Origin of the sequence: Nonomuraea sp. NPDC005692, assembly GCF_040631115.1 — a bacterium.
Lineage (GTDB): Bacteria > Actinomycetota > Actinomycetes > Streptosporangiales > Streptosporangiaceae > Nonomuraea.
The window spans coordinates 57,012-70,371 of record NZ_JBEXYU010000022.1; the positions used below are offsets into that span (position 1 = coordinate 57,012).

The 13,360-nt window shown below is 71.4% G+C and carries 10 protein-coding genes; 7 read left to right on the forward strand and 3 right to left on the reverse strand.

Annotated elements, in window-relative coordinates; translation table 11 throughout:
• Positions 1-49: 49 nt before the first annotated feature.
• Complete coding sequence (locus ABZ459_RS34575; RefSeq protein ID WP_352323395.1) at positions 50-712, forward strand: response regulator transcription factor; 663 nt, start codon at positions 50-52, stop codon at positions 710-712.
• Positions 709-1,881 (forward strand): HAMP domain-containing sensor histidine kinase, encoded by a 1,173-nt coding sequence (locus ABZ459_RS34580; RefSeq protein ID WP_357979399.1) that lies wholly within the window; start codon positions 709-711, stop codon positions 1,879-1,881. The genes ABZ459_RS34575 and ABZ459_RS34580 overlap by 4 nt, the downstream gene beginning before the upstream one ends.
• 51 nt (positions 1,882-1,932) lie before the next feature.
• Here the strand turns inward: ABZ459_RS34580 and ABZ459_RS34585 are convergent, their stop codons facing one another.
• On the reverse strand, positions 1,933-2,376 hold the full coding sequence (locus tag ABZ459_RS34585; protein WP_357979401.1) for a hypothetical protein: 444 nt from the start codon (positions 2,374-2,376) through the stop codon (positions 1,933-1,935).
• Positions 2,377-2,796: 420 nt separating this feature from the next.
• Between ABZ459_RS34585 and ppdK the strand changes: the two genes are divergently transcribed.
• Together ppdK and ABZ459_RS34595 are read left to right on the forward strand one after the other, a co-directional pair.
• Positions 2,797-5,433 (forward strand): pyruvate, phosphate dikinase, encoded by a 2,637-nt coding sequence (ppdK, locus tag ABZ459_RS34590; RefSeq protein ID WP_357979403.1) that lies wholly within the window; start codon positions 2,797-2,799, stop codon positions 5,431-5,433.
• A 285-nt stretch (positions 5,434-5,718) separates the two neighbouring features.
• On the forward strand, positions 5,719-6,189 hold the full coding sequence (locus tag ABZ459_RS34595; RefSeq protein WP_357979405.1) for a GNAT family N-acetyltransferase: 471 nt from the start codon (positions 5,719-5,721) through the stop codon (positions 6,187-6,189).
• Here the strand turns inward: ABZ459_RS34595 and ABZ459_RS34600 are convergent.
• Positions 6,186-7,676 (reverse strand): M48 family metallopeptidase, encoded by a 1,491-nt coding sequence (locus ABZ459_RS34600; protein WP_357979407.1) that lies wholly within the window; start codon positions 7,674-7,676, stop codon positions 6,186-6,188. The genes ABZ459_RS34595 and ABZ459_RS34600 overlap by 4 nt on opposite strands.
• 80 nt (positions 7,677-7,756) lie before the next feature.
• Here ABZ459_RS34600 and ABZ459_RS34605 point away from each other — a divergent pair, with 80 nt between their 5' ends.
• Complete coding sequence (locus tag ABZ459_RS34605) at positions 7,757-8,977, forward strand: deoxyguanosinetriphosphate triphosphohydrolase (protein WP_357979409.1); 1,221 nt, start codon at positions 7,757-7,759, stop codon at positions 8,975-8,977.
• 77 nt (positions 8,978-9,054) lie between these two features.
• The gene (locus ABZ459_RS34610) at positions 9,055-10,218 is read left to right on the forward strand and encodes an FAD-dependent oxidoreductase (RefSeq protein WP_357979411.1); all 1,164 of its coding nucleotides are present in this window, start codon (positions 9,055-9,057) and stop codon (positions 10,216-10,218) included.
• Here ABZ459_RS34610 and ABZ459_RS34615 read toward each other — a convergent pair.
• Complete coding sequence (locus ABZ459_RS34615) at positions 10,181-11,086, reverse strand: M23 family metallopeptidase (RefSeq protein WP_357979413.1); 906 nt, start codon at positions 11,084-11,086, stop codon at positions 10,181-10,183. The two genes, ABZ459_RS34610 and ABZ459_RS34615, sit on opposite strands and share 38 nt — an antisense overlap.
• Before the next feature lie 209 nt (positions 11,087-11,295).
• Here ABZ459_RS34615 and dnaG point away from each other — a divergent pair, with 209 nt between their 5' ends.
• The gene (dnaG, locus tag ABZ459_RS34620; protein WP_357979415.1) at positions 11,296-13,137 is read left to right on the forward strand and encodes a DNA primase; all 1,842 of its coding nucleotides are present in this window, start codon (positions 11,296-11,298) and stop codon (positions 13,135-13,137) included.
• Positions 13,138-13,360: the final 223 nt, after the last annotated feature.

Genomic DNA, 13,360 nt, shown 5'->3' on the forward strand with positions numbered 1-13,360 from the left:
CGCTCCGGACCCATGGCGTGACACCTCATCCGGAACTATGGTCAAGATCATGCGACTGCTGGTGGTCGAGGACGAGGAAGACCTGGTCGACGCGTTACGGGTGGGTCTGGTCCGGGCGGGCTACGCGGTGGACGTGGCCTACGACGCGCCGTCGGCGCACGAGAAGCTGGAGGTCAACACCTATGACCTGGTCCTGCTCGACCTGAACCTGCCCGGCGGCGACGGCTTCGAGCTCTGCCGTTCGGTACGGGCCGCCGGCCGCGGGGTGCGGATCATCATGGTCACCGCCCGCGACCGCCTCGACGACCGGGTGCGCGGCCTCGACGAGGGCGCCGACGACTACCTGGTCAAGCCGTTCGCCTTCCCCGAGCTGCTGGCCAGGGTGCGGGCGCTGCTGCGCAGGGACACCGGCGGCACCGCCGTCCTCCAGGTGGGCGGGCTGCGCATCGACACCGCCCGCATGGAGGTCTCCCTCGACGGCCGGTCGCTGGCCCTGACCCCCAAGGAGTACGGCGTGCTGCACTACCTGATGACCCGCCCCGGCCACGTGGTCTCCACCGAGGAGCTGCTCGAACACGTCTGGGACGAGCACGCCGACCCGTTCACCAACACCGTCCGGGTCACCGTCGGCAACCTGCGCCGCAAGCTCCAGGAGGACGGCCTCATCGAGACGGTGATCAGCCGCGGCTACCGGCTCAGGGAGCCGGCGTGATCCACACCATCCGCTTCCGGCTCACCGTGCTCTACTCGGGGCTGCTGTTCGTGCTGGCCGCGCTGGTGCTGGGCGGCATCTACGTCGCGGTCTCCAAGACCACCGAGGAACGCCCGTACTCCACCGAGTACGCCAAGGCGTACCGCGGCAACCAGTACGTGGGCAAGCAGGAGGTCGTCTTCATCGAGGAGGTCGAGAACGAGGTCAACATCAGGACGCTGGCCACGCTGCGCGACTACTCGCTGGCCACCCTGGCCGCACTCTACCTGGCGTCCCTGGGCATCGGCTGGGTGTTGTCGGGACGGGTGCTGCGCCCGGTGCGGTCGATCACCCGGACGACGGAGGAGATCCAGGCGACCGACCTGACGCGGCGGATCAGGCTGGGCGGCTCGCGCGACGAGCTCAAGGACCTGGCCGACACCATCGACACCATGCTCGACCGGCTGGAGGAGGCGTTCAGCGCGCAGCGCCGGCTGATCGACGACGCCTCGCACGAACTGCGCAGCCCCCTGACGATCATCCGGGCCAACGTGGACGCCGTGCTCGCCTCGCCCGAGGCCAGCGAGGAGGAGCGGGCCAGGGCCGTGCAGATCGTGGACCGGGCGACCACCCGCATGACCAGGCTCGTGGAGGACCTGCTGGCCAGCGCCCGGCGGCAGGCGACCGCGTTCGCCGACACCGACCTCGACCTGAGCAGGGTGGCGCGGGAGGCGTGCGAGGAGTACGCGGCGCCTGCCGCCGCCCGCGGCCTGACGATCACCCGCGGGCTGGACAGGAACCTGGAGATGACCGGCGACCAGGACGCGCTGCGCCGGGCCGTGGCCAACCTGCTGTCCAACGCGGTGCGCCTGACCCCGCCGGGCGGCAGCGTCCGGGTGGAGGCCGGCCGGTCGGGCGGCTGGTTGTGGGTCGCGGTCAGGGACGACGGCCCCGGGCTCGGCGTCGCGGAGCAGGAGCGGGTCTTCGACCGGTTCTGGCGCGGCGAGGCCAGCCGGCGCGACCGGCACACGGGCCTCGGCCTGGCCATCGTCCGGCAGATCGTGGAGTCGCACGGGGGACGGGTGGCGGTGTTCTCCAGGCTCGGGCAGGGGGCCACGTTCGTGTTGTGGCTGCCGCCGCGCGACGGCGCGCCGGGCCCGGCGCCCGAGGGCAACCCCATCCCCGCCTGACCGCCCCGCCTGACCGCCCCGCGGGGGCCCGCGCCGACGCGGGCCCGGCGTCTACTCCAGCACGCGCCCGACGAGCTGCCCGTCACGCGCCACCGCCACGCAGTACGCCGTGCGGTGGCGCGGCCACTCCTCCTCCAGTGGCGGCAGCGCGGTCACCTCGACCTCGCTCCCCCTGCCCGGCGCGACCCGCAGCCGCGGCGCGCAGAAGTCCGTGGCCTGCCGCTTGGCCTGCTCGGCGCCCGGCCACGCGCCCTCCGGCACGACGTAGATCATGCCGAACTCGGCCGCGTGCGGGTTGCCGCACGGCACGAGCGTCGCGATCAGATCGTCGGGGATCGACACGAGGCAGTCGCCCGGCCGGAGTTGGGTCGCGTGTCGCTGTTCCGCCCCCGGCACCAGCGACCCCGCGGAGGGCTCGGGCGTTCCCGAGCCGCAGGCGGACAGCGCCAGGACCAGGCAGGCGGCCATCAGACCTCGTGGCGTCGTGCGGGGCATGCGAGCAGAGTGTCATGCCTCGATCACGTCCATATCGCGGAACGACCCGAGCTGTGTCACGTTGAGCGATCACGACGGCCGCCGGCCCGGTGCGGCGGCCGGAGGTCCAGGTAGATCACCGTGTCCGCGGGGGACTTGGGCGATCCCGCGACGAAGCCTGCACGGCGCTTTGGCTTGGCGGGAGCGGCCATGGGCGTCTCCTGGCGGGACCGCATCCGATTCCCCACCTCTCGCTCCTCTTTCTCAAGAATTGGTGTAAACCAATTGGTATAAACCAATTTATCGGGCAGCGGTCCTATAATTGGATTAGACCTGTCGCGGGCGGTTGACCTGCAAAAACGATGACTTATCCGAGGAGTGCAGTTTCATCATCAATTTCGCCGGTAGAGTCCGGGACAGAAGCGTTGGATTGGAGCTGTGGTGGCCAAGTACGTTTACGACTTCACCGAGGGCAACAGGAATCTCAAGGATCTTCTCGGTGGAAAGGGCGCGAATCTCGCCGAGATGACGAATCTCGGGCTGCCCGTACCCCCCGGATTCACGATCACCACTGAAGCCTGCCGTCACTACCTGACGGAAGGCGCTCTTCCCGACGGCCTGGAGCGCGAGGTCGCCGAGCACCTGGACGCCCTGGAGGCCCAGATGGGCCGCCGGCTCGGTCAGGCCGACGACCCGCTGCTGGTCAGCGTACGGTCGGGCGCGAAGTTCTCCATGCCGGGCATGATGGAGACGGTCCTCAACATCGGGCTCAACGACGAGTCGGTGCACGGCCTGGCCAAGCAGGCGGGCGGCAACGACCGCTTCGCCTGGGACTCCTACCGCCGGCTGATCCAGATGTTCGGCAAGACTGTGCTCGGCCTCGACGGCGACCTGTTCGAGCACGCGCTCGACGAGCTGAAGGGCCGCCGCCAGGACACCGACCTCGACGCGGGCGAGTTGCAGGGGCTGGTCGAGACCTACAAGGGCATCGTCCGGGAGCAGACCGGCAAGGACTTCCCCGCCGACCCCCGCGAGCAGATGCGGCTGGCCGTCATGGCGGTCTTCGACTCCTGGAACGCCCCGCGCGCCATCCTCTACCGCCGCCAGGAGCGCATCCCGGCCGACCTCGGCACCGCCGTCAACATCGTGGCCATGGTCTTCGGCAACGTCGGCAACGACTCCGGCACCGGCGTCGCCTTCACCCGCGACCCCGGCTCCGGCCAGCAGGGCATCTACGGCGACTACCTGCAGAACGCCCAGGGTGAGGACGTCGTCGCGGGCATCCGCAACACCATCCCCCTCCAGGAACTCGAACGCCTCGACAAGCGCTCCTACGACGAGTTGCTGCAGATCATGGAGACGCTGGAGAACCACTACAAGGACCTGTGCGACATCGAGTTCACGATCGAGCGCGGCAAGTTGTGGATGCTCCAGACGCGGGTCGGCAAGCGCACCGCCGCGGCCGCCTTCTGCATCGCCACCCAGCTCGTCGACCAGGGCCTGATCACCCTCGACGAGGCCGTCACCCGCGTCAACGGCGACCAGCTCGCCCAGCTCATGTTCCCCCGCTTCGACGGCGGCGCCGAGAAGAAGAAGATCGCCAAGGGCATGAACGCCTCGCCGGGCGCCGCCGTGGGCAAGGTCGTCTTCTCCTCCGAGCGCGCCGTCGAGCTGGCCGGACGGGGCGAGGACGTCATCCTCGTCCGCCGTGAGACCAACCCCGACGACCTGGCCGGCATGATCGCCGCCAAGGGCATCCTGACCAGCCGCGGCGGCAAGACCTCGCACGCCGCCGTGGTCGCCCGCGGCATGGGCAAGACGTGCGTGTGCGGCGCCGAGGAGCTGGAGGTCTCCACCGGCGAACTCAGGTTCACCGCGCCCGGCGGCGAGGTCGTCTCCGAAGGGGACGTGATCTCCATCGACGGCAGCACCGGCGAGGTCTACCTCGGCGAGGTCCCGGTCGTGGACTCGGCCGTCGTCGAGTACTTCGAGGGCGCGCAGCCGGACGACGACCTGGTCAGGGCCGTGGACCGGATCATGGGCCACGCCGACTCCGTGCGCCGGCTCCGGGTCCGCGCCAACGCCGACACCCCCGAGGACGCCGCGCGGGCCCGCCGCTTCGGCGCCCAGGGCATCGGCCTGTGCCGCACCGAGCACATGTTCCTCGGCGAGCGCCGCCAGCTCGTCGAGGACCTCGTCCTGGCCGACGGCGACCAGGAGCGGCAGGCCGCGCTCGACGCCCTCGAACCCCTCCAGAAGGCCGACTTCATCGGCATCTTCAAGGCCATGGGCGGCGACCCGGTCACCATCCGGCTCATCGACCCGCCTCTGCACGAGTTCCTGCCCGACCTGGTGGACCTGTCGGTCAAGGTCGCCACCTCGCCCGACGTGACCGACAAGGACCGCAGGCTGCTGGCCGCCGTCAAGAGGCTGCACGAGCAGAACCCGATGCTGGGCCTGCGCGGCGTACGTCTCGGCCTGGTGATCCCCGGGCTGTTCGCCATGCAGGTGCGGGCGATCGCCCAGGCCGCGGCCGAGGTCCCCGGCGCGCGTCCGGAGATCATGATCCCGCTGGTGGCGTCCGTCCAGGAGCTGGAGTCCGTACGCGAGGAGGCGACCAGGATCCTCGCGGAGACCGGCGTCGAGGCGCTGATCGGCACCATGATCGAGGTGCCGAGGGCGGCGCTGACGGCGGGCCAGATCGCCGAGGCCGCCGAGTTCTTCTCCTTCGGCACGAACGACCTGACCCAGATGACCTGGGGCTTCAGCCGCGACGACGTGGAGGCCGCCTTCTTCTCGCGCTACCTGGAGCTGGGCATCTTCGGCGTCAGCCCGTTCGAGACCCTGGACCGCGACGGCGTCGGACGGCTGGTCAGGATCGCTGTCGAGGAGGGCCGTGCGGCCCGCCCCGACCTGCACGTCGGCATCTGCGGCGAGCACGGCGGCGACCCCGACTCGGTGCACTTCTGCCACGAGGTCGGCCTCGACTACGTCTCCTGCTCCCCGTTCCGCATCCCGGTGGCCCGGCTGGAGGCCGGCCGCGCCGCCCTGACCGACACCGACTCCGACACCCGCTGACGAGCGCGGCGGCCGGGACCCCGCAGCCCGGCCGCCCCTACCCGCGGCGCCGGTTGGCCAGCGCCACGGCGGTGAACACCACGACCCCGATCAGGAGGAAGAAGAGCACGAAACCGATGATGATCTCCGGGACGCCTAAGTTCACGAGGGTTACCTCCCTACCGGCGCCCCTGGAGGAGCGCTCCTTGCGACGGATCGTAGGAGCGCGCGGTTGAGGATCTGTTGATTTCCTGTCCACGAACCCCGGAGATCGCGCCAAAACCGGCCATTGGGATACTTTCCGCCATGAAAGATCTCCTGGAATGGGAGCTGCGGACCGCCGCGCCGGACGACGTGGAGGCCATCGCGGAGCTGCGGGCCACGGTGATGCGCCCCGACCTGGAACGGCTGGGCCGCTTCGACGAGCACCGGGTACGGCAGCGCTTCCGCGACTCCTTCGCCCCCGGGCACACCTCCGTCATCCTGGCCGACGGCGCCTTCGCCGGCTGCGTCACCCTGCGCCCCGCCGAGGACGGGCGCCGGCTGGAGCACTTCTACCTCGCCCCCGCCGTCCAGGGACGCGGGCTCGGCACGGCCGTCCTGCGCGCGCTGCTGGACCGCGCCGACGCCGAGCGCGCGACCGTGCGCCTGGTCGTCCTGCGGGGCAGCGCCGCCCAGCGGCTCTACGAGCGGCACGGCTTCACCGTCGAGGGCGAGGACCAGGTCGACGTCCTCATGGTCCGCCGGCCGGCCGCCGGGCCGCCCGCGGCGGGCTAGCGGGGCAGGGCCTCCTCGGCCGGTACGTAGTCGTGCCGCATCCCGTGGTCGCCCAGCCACTGCCGCAGCCCGGCCACGGCCTCCGGATCGCCGGCGACCCGGGCCGCGTACTCGGCCAGGGCCACCTCCTCGCCGTCCTCGAACAGCAGCCGGGCGGGGCCCGACCAGGACAGCGTCCACCTGGCCTCGCCGAGCTGGATCAGCACCGCCTCCAGGGCCTGCCCCAGCACCCCGGCGAGCAGCGTCTCCGAGGGTTTCCAGCCCAGCTCGCGCAGCTGTTCGGCCAGCTCGGCCTGCCGGCCCCTGGCGATCGACTCGAAGGCCGCGTCGAGGTAGGGCCGCGTGGCCCCCATCACCCGCTGGCCCGCCACCGCCAGGTCGTGCAGGGCCTCGGCGTTGCGCCCGGCGTACATGCCCCGGGCCACCAGCTCGTCCCACGGCACCGGGCGCAGCCCGGCCAGCGCCTCCGGCGTCCACATCGACCGCTCCACCGCCTCGGCCGCGACGTCGGGGTCGCGCAGCAGGGTCAGCGCCGGACGCGGGTCGGGGACGTGCTCGGGCTCCGGCAGCACCGCGATGGCCGCCAGCCGGTCGGCCAGGCTGGGATGGGAGTCGTACGGCGAGACCTCCTCGGGCCGCTCGCCCAGCCTGGCGATCTCGGCCTGCCGGCCGGGGTCGTTCATCAGCGCGTGGAAACCGCCGAACACCGAGGCGGGCCGGGTGCCGCCCACGCCGGTCAGCGACAGGTAGTCGCCGGCGTACAGCTCCCAGCCCAGGGAGGTGTCGTGGATCTTGCGGAGCGCGCCCGACATGGCCTGGCGCCCGCCGATCGCCACCGCGAACGCGTCGGCCTCCAGCTCCTGACGGCGCGACACGGCCTGCGAAACCCGCAGGTAGAGCTTGGCGTACCAGGCGAAGAGCCGTTGAATGATCGGATGGTTGCCCAACCCCTGCACGGTCGCGATCAGCGAGACCCGCCCCCGGTAGACGGGCGCGCCGAGCCGCGTGTGGGCCCCGCTGTAGTGGCCCAGCTCGTGCCCGAGCACGGCGCGCATCTCGTCGACGGTGAGCGTCTGGAGCAGTGGCAGCCCGATGAACATCCGCCGCCGCGTCGCGCGCAGCCCCAGGAACCGGGTGTCCTCCGAGACCGCCGCGTTCACCTCGGGGACGAGCCGGATCTCGTCGGGCGGCGCGGTGCGCACCCGCCGGGCCAGGTCCTCCACCGCCTGCCAGAGGGCGGGCTCGTGCTCGCGCCCCACCGGCACGCCCGGCAGCTCGCCCCCCTGCCTCCTGCCGACCATGAACAGCGCCCGCACCAGCGCGCCCGCCGCCAGCGTGAGCACGATCGCGACCTTCAGCGCCGCGGTGTGGAAGTCCACCAGCAGCAGGACGTCGAAGAACACGGCGGCCACCAGGATGACGCCGACCAGCACGTAGAAGCCGGCGAGCAGACTGAAGGCCAGCACCGCTCGGAACGCTGTCGTCATGGGGGAGGGCTCCCGGGGAAGGGGTTCTCGCGAGGCTCGACACTAGCGGAGACAGGAAACTGGATAAAATCACTGCACCAATGTCGTACTACGACGAGCACGACCAGGAACGATGGGTCCCGGAACCACCCGGCAACCCCGGCCGCGGTGCGTTCGAACGCGACCGCGCCCGCGTCCTGCACAGCGCCGCGCTGCGCAGGCTGGCGGCCAAGACCCAGGTCGTGGGCCCCGGCGAGACGCTCGGCGGCGGCCAGCACATCCCGCGCACCCGGCTGACCCACTCGCTCGAGTGCGCCCAGGTCGGCAGGGAGATGGGCGCCACGCTCGGCGTCGACCCCGACCTGGTCGAGACCGCCTGCCTGGCCCACGACCTCGGCCATCCGCCGTTCGGGCACAACGGCGAGGTGGCGCTCAACGCGCTGGCCACCTCGTGCGGCGGCTTCGAGGGCAACGCCCAGAGCCTGCGCCTGCTCACCAGGCTGGAGGCCAAGGTCCTGACCGACGACGGCCGCAGCGCCGGACTCAACCTCACCAGGGCCGCCCTCGACGCCTCCGTCAAATACCCCTGGACGTGCGAGAAGTCCCCGAAGTTCGGCGTCTACCACGACGACCTGCCGGTCTTCGAGTGGATCAGGGACGGCGCCCCGGAGGGCCGCGTGAGCTTCGAGGCCCAGATCATGGACTGGGCCGACGACGTCGCCTACTCCGTCCACGACCTGGAGGACGCCCTCCACTCCGGCCACGTCACCCCCGAGGCGCTCCAGTCGCCCGTGGAGCGCGGCGCGGTGGCCCGCATCACCCGCACCTGGTACGCGCCCGGCGCCGACCTCAACGAGCTGGAGGAGGTCTTCGCCAAGCTGATCGCCGACCCGCTGTGGCCGCGCCGGTTCGAGGCCACGCTCGCCGACCTGGCCGGCCTCAAGGCGCTCACCAGCGGCCTGATCGGCCGGTTCTGCCGCTCGGCCCAGACCGCCACCAAGGAGGTCCACGGCGCCCGCCACCGCGCCGACCTCGTCGTGCCGCGCGCCACGCTGCTGGAGTGCGCCCTGCTCAAGGGCGTCACCGCCCACTACGTGATGACCACCGAGGGCCACCACGCCAACCAGGCCAGGCAGCGCGAGCTGATCACCGAGCTGGCCTCGCTGATCACGCTCGGCGCTCCCGGCACCCTCGAACCCGCCTTCCGTCCCGCCTTCGTCGACGCCCCCGACGACGCCGCGCGGGTGCGCGTCGTGATCGACCAGATCGCCTCGCTCACCGACACCTCGGCCGTGGCCTGGCACCGGCGCCTGTCGACGTGACGCCATGCCGCCGGGGCCGGTGAAACCGCCCCCACGAGCGGCTTTGCGGACCTGCCTCGTCGGCGGATACTGCGCGCATGGCTACATATGTCATCGTCGGCGCGGGCCTTGCGGGAGCCAAGGCCGCGCAGACGTTGCGCGAGGAGGGCTTCGCCGGCGAGGTGGTGCTCGCCGGCGCGGAGAGCGAACGCCCGTACGAGCGGCCGCCCCTGTCCAAGGAGTACCTGCGGGGTGGCAGTGAGCGGGAGAGGATCTACGTCCACGCCCCCGGCTGGTACGCCGACAACGACGTTGAGCTGCGGCTCGGCCTGCCCGTCACCCGCATCGAGCCCCGCAACCACGTCGTCAGGTTCGCCAACGGGTCCCGGCGGGCCTACGACAAGCTGCTGATCGCGACCGGGGCGACGCCGAGGCGCCTGCCCGGCCCGGCCTACTACCTGCGTACCGTCGAGGACTGCGAGGCGCTCAGGCGGCGCTTCGCCGAGGGCGGCAGCGTCATCGTGGTCGGGGCGTCCTGGATCGGGCTGGAGAGCGCGGCGGCGGCCCGCGCGGCGGGCTGCCCGGTCACCGTCGTCGAGCCCGAGCCCACCGCGCTCCACCGGGCGCTCGGCCCCGAGCTGGGCGCGGTGTTCGCCCGCCTGCACGCCCGCAACGGGGTGGACCTGCGCTTCGGCACCGCGGTCGCCGAGGTCACCGGCACCGGCGTGCGGCTCAGCACGGGGGAGCGGCTGACGGCCGACCTCGTGGTGGCCGGCATCGGCGTCGCGCCCGAGGTGGAGCTGGCCCGCGACGCGGGCCTGGAGGTCCGGCACGGCATCCGCACCGACGCCTCCCTGCGCACCTCGCACCCCGACGTGTACGCCGCCGGCGACGCCGCCGAGCCCTTCCACCCCCTGTACGGCAGGCACGTCCGCGTCGAGCACCGGTCGGGCGCGCTCAAGGGCGGTCCGGCCGCCGCCCGGGCCATGCTCGGCCAGGACGTCGTCCACGACGAGATCCCCTACCTCTTCACCGACCAGTACGACCTGAGCATGGAGTTCACCGGCGACACCGGCGGCCACGACGAGATCGTCTGCCGCGGGTCGGTGGAGGACCTGCGGTTCGTCGCCTTCTGGCTGCGCGAGAGCCGGGTGGTCGCCGGCATGAGCGTCAACACCAGGGACGCCGTGCCGGAGATCCAGGAGCTGATCAGGACGGGCGTCGTCATTGACCGAAAGGAGTTGACGACGGGTCCGCCGTGATCGGGTTGTCGTCCTTGGCGTCGGCGGTCCTGCGCGGCTTCCTGGGCTGCTTGGTGGCCTGCGGCACCTTCTTGGACGTGCACTGGACCGCGCAGCGCGGCGTCTCGCCGAGTTTGCCGCGCAGCGCCAGGGTCTCCTTGCGGGGGGAGAGCGTGCGGTTGCCGGAGCGCCAGGCGTCCAGGTAGTCCCACGGCTCGACCATGCCCCGGCGCACCCACCAGTAGGCCGGGCCGGTCTTCCAGGAGATCGCGAAGTAGAGGTTGGAGCCGGCGTCGCGGGCGTTGCCCGACCTGCCCACCCGGCCGAGCAGCTGCCCGGCCTTGACCCGCACGCCGGGCCGTACGCCGTCGGCGACGGAGTCGAGGTGGCCGCCGAGGTAACGCACGCCGTCGTCGCCGACGATCGTGACGAACCTGCCCTCGCGGTCGGCGCCCTTGTCGGTGGAGGGCGCCCACCGGTTCTTGACGTTGACCTCGTCCACGACGCCGTCCACCGGCGCGACGAACGAGCAGCCCTGCGGGGCCCAGATCGTCGTCTTGGGCAGCACCAGCAGGCTGCGCTGGTAGGTCGTGCCGCAGCCCTTGACCGGGAACGTGTAGGTGAACTTCGACAGCTTGGGCGGCGGCACCTTGACCGGGTCGTCCCCCTTGGGCGGCCGCTCGGCCTGCTGCTCGCCCTCCTGGCCGGACGGGCCGGGCGAGGGGATGGTGGCGGTGACCGCCGGGGTGGCGGTGGGCGTGCCCGTGGCCGGGGCCGTGGAGGGTGACTGGGCGCTGACGCCCGCCACCCCGGTCGCCTGGGCGCAGGCGCCGGTGAGCAGCACGGCGCCGGCGACAATCGCCCACCGTACGATATGCCCGGAATGCATAGTCTTCCTCACCCGTGTCACCGTTTCCACCGACAACCCTCACCTTTGTAGCCGACCACGGGACTCCGCATCACCAGTTTCCCGCTTTAGCAACCCAGAGGTGACGCCCGTCTTCCCCGGCCGTCGACAGCCCGTGCCCCGCCGTTCACCGGCCGCGGCACACCCCGCGAGGGGCGGAACCGTCGGTCGGGCGGAATAGACTCACCGGCGTGGCTGGCCGGATCCGTGATGTCGACATCGCGCTCGTACGCGAGCGTTCCCCCATCGCCGACGTGATCGGCGAGCACATCCAGTTGCGCAACGCCGGAGGGGGCAACCTCAAGGGCCTGTGCCCCTTCCACGACGAGAAGAGCCCGTCGTTCAACGTCACCCCCGAGCGCGGCATGTACTTCTGCTTCGGGTGCTCGGAAGGCGGCGACGTGATCACGTTCGTCGAGAAGATCGAGCACCTGCCGTTCGGCGAGGCGGTCGAGCGGCTGGCGCAGCGTGCTGGCATCCAGCTCCAGTACGAGCAGGGCGGCTACGTCCCCAAGCGCGACCACGGTGAGCGGGCCCGGCTGATCGAGGCCCACCGGGTGGCCGCCGAGTTCTACGCAGAGAAGCTGTTCGGGCCCGACGCGGCCCCGGGGCGGCGGTTCCTGTCCGAGCGCGGGTTCGAGCGCGCCGACGCCGAGACGTTCGGCGTCGGCTACGCGCCGGCCGAGTGGGAGGCGCTGGCGCGCCACCTGATGGGGCGCGGGTTCACCGCCGACGAGCTGGTCAAGGGCGGCCTGGCCAAGGAGGGCAGGCGGGGGCCGATCGACCGGTTCAGGGGGCGGCTGATCTGGCCGATCAGGGACGCCACGGGCGACGTGATCGGATTCGGCGCACGCAAGTTGCTCGATTCCGACGATGGTCCGAAATATCTGAATACGCCTGACTCGCCGCTTTACAAGAAGAGCCAGGTCCTTTATGGCATTGATCTCGCCAAACGAGAGATCAGCAAGCGCGCCCAGGCGGTGATCGTCGAGGGATACACCGACGTGATGGCCTGCCATCTGGCCGGAGTTCCGACCGCGGTGGCCACCTGCGGCACGTCGTTCGGCGAGGAGCACATCAAGATCCTGCGCCGGTTCCTGCTCGACCAGGCCGAGTTCCGCGGCGAGGTCATCTTCACCTTCGACGGCGACGCGGCCGGCCAGAAGGCGGCGCTGCGGGCCTTCGCCGACGAGCAGAAGTTCGTCACGCAGACCTACGTCGCGGTGCAGAGCGACGGCCTCGACCCGTGCGACCTGCGGATCAAGCAGGGCGACGCGGCGGTGCGCGACCTCATCGCGAGCCGCGAGCCGCTGTTCCAGTTCGCCATCAGGAGCACCATCTCCCGCTACGACCTGCGCAGCAACGAGGGCAAGATCGCCGCCCTCGACGCGGCGGCGCCCATCGTGGCCGGGATCAAGGACGTCGGCCTGCGCAAGCGTTACGCCATCGACCTCGACCGCTGGCTCGGGTTCATGGACGAGCGCTTCGTCATGCAGCGCATTGGAGAGGTCGCCAACACCCAGCAGGGCCGCCCCCAGCGCGCCCCCAAGGCGGCTCCCGTCGATCCGAGCGTGCGGGTGGAGGGCGAGCTGCTCAAGCTGGCCGTCCAGCGGCCCGCGCTGCTCGGGCCGCGCTTCGACGCCCTCGACCCGCAGGCCTTCACCGCGCCCGACCACGTCGCGCTGCACAAGGTCATCCAGGCCGCCGGAGGCGTCGGCGCGGCCGGTCACGGCGGCCGTGAGTGGGTCGACCGGCTGCTGGAGCACGCCCACGACGAGGGCGCCAGGGGGCTCGTGACGAGGTTCGCGGTGGAGCCGATCCAGGCCGACGCGCACGCCGAGGAGCGTTACGCGGGGGCGATGCTGGCGGCCATCGAGGCGATCGCGGTCGACCGGGCCATCGCCCAGGCCAAGTCCCGCATGCAGCGCCTCAACCCGGTGGAGGAGCAGCAGGAGTACAACAAGCTGTTCGGCGAGCTGGTGGCGCTGGAACAGCAGCGCCGGGTGCTGCGCGACCGCGCCGCGGGAAGCTGACCGCCGGGGCCTTTTGATAACAGTTCGGCAGCGGGGACGGCCGGTGAACCGGGGGGTGTACGGGGAATCCCGGCCGGTCCGCGCTGCCGTTAAGCGGCATGTCGGACATCATCCGGGCAGCGAAAGAGATACGTCCGGCCGGCGGACGTCGCCGGACGTGGGATTCCAGACCGCGTAATTGACTTTTCTTTCCTGATCAAACTCGGGCCAAACCTTTACTCGA

Bases quoted from the DNA above. Each gene is read 5' to 3' on its own strand.
- ABZ459_RS34575 (WP_352323395.1), top strand. From the start codon at position 50: ATGCGACTGCTGGTGGTCGAGGACGAGGAAGACCTGGTCGACGCGTTA.
- ABZ459_RS34585 (WP_357979401.1), bottom strand. From the start codon at position 2,376: ATGCCCCGCACGACGCCACGAGGTCTGATGGCCGCCTGCCTGGTCCTG.
- ABZ459_RS34595 (WP_357979405.1), top strand. From the start codon at position 5,719: ATGAAAGATCTCCTGGAATGGGAGCTGCGGACCGCCGCGCCGGACGAC.
- ABZ459_RS34600 (WP_357979407.1), bottom strand. From the start codon at position 7,676: ATGACGACAGCGTTCCGAGCGGTGCTGGCCTTCAGTCTGCTCGCCGGC.
- ABZ459_RS34605 (WP_357979409.1), top strand. From the start codon at position 7,757: ATGTCGTACTACGACGAGCACGACCAGGAACGATGGGTCCCGGAACCA.
- ABZ459_RS34610 (WP_357979411.1), top strand. From the start codon at position 9,055: ATGGCTACATATGTCATCGTCGGCGCGGGCCTTGCGGGAGCCAAGGCC.
- ABZ459_RS34615 (WP_357979413.1), bottom strand. From the start codon at position 11,086: ATGCATTCCGGGCATATCGTACGGTGGGCGATTGTCGCCGGCGCCGTG.